Source organism: Clostridium algoriphilum, from assembly GCF_020443705.1.
Taxonomy (GTDB): domain Bacteria; phylum Bacillota; class Clostridia; order Clostridiales; family Clostridiaceae; genus Clostridium_AD; species Clostridium_AD algoriphilum.
Window position 1 is genome coordinate 1 of sequence record NZ_JAIZZK010000132.1, and the last position, 550, is coordinate 550.

A 550-nucleotide genomic window follows, 5' to 3' on the forward strand; every position below is an offset into this window, starting at 1 on the left:
GCAGGAACTTGTGCTTCCTTTGGTGGAGTTCCAGCAACAGGCGCAAACAGTACAGCATGCCAAAGTGCTAAAACTATATTAACCGGGAAAACAACTAACCCTGTAGTAAATTTGCCAGGTTGTCCTGTTCATCCTACCGTTTTGATTCAATCTCTTTTGGATTTAATCTTAATTGGTAAACCAACAATAGATACAAACAACAGACCTACTAAATATTATGGTCAATCTGTACATGGTGCGTGTCCAAGAAGAGAGCAAGAAGATGCAAATCAAATAGGAGCAAAAACTGGATGTTTCGAATCATTTGGATGTATGGGACCAGGTTGCCAAAATATATGTCCATCAATGAAATGGAATAATGGTCAAGCTTGGTGTATAGGTGTCAATTATCCTTGCATAGGATGTTCAAATCCTACATTCCCAACTAATCCATTATTAAGCAATCGAGATTAACTTATTTAAGAAAGGGAGGATAAAAGATGAGTACTATAGTATTAGATCCAATAACTAGACTTGAAGGACATTTAAAGGTTTCAGTAACTCTTGACGC

At 37.3% G+C, this 550-nt stretch carries 1 protein-coding gene; it reads left to right on the forward strand.

Annotated elements, in window-relative coordinates; all coding sequences use genetic code 11:
* Window positions 1-453 (forward strand): NADH-quinone oxidoreductase subunit B family protein (locus LGK95_RS22260; RefSeq protein WP_449727684.1); only part of this gene is annotated, 453 nt, incomplete at its 5' end.
* Between the last annotated feature and the right edge of the window lie 97 nt (window positions 454-550).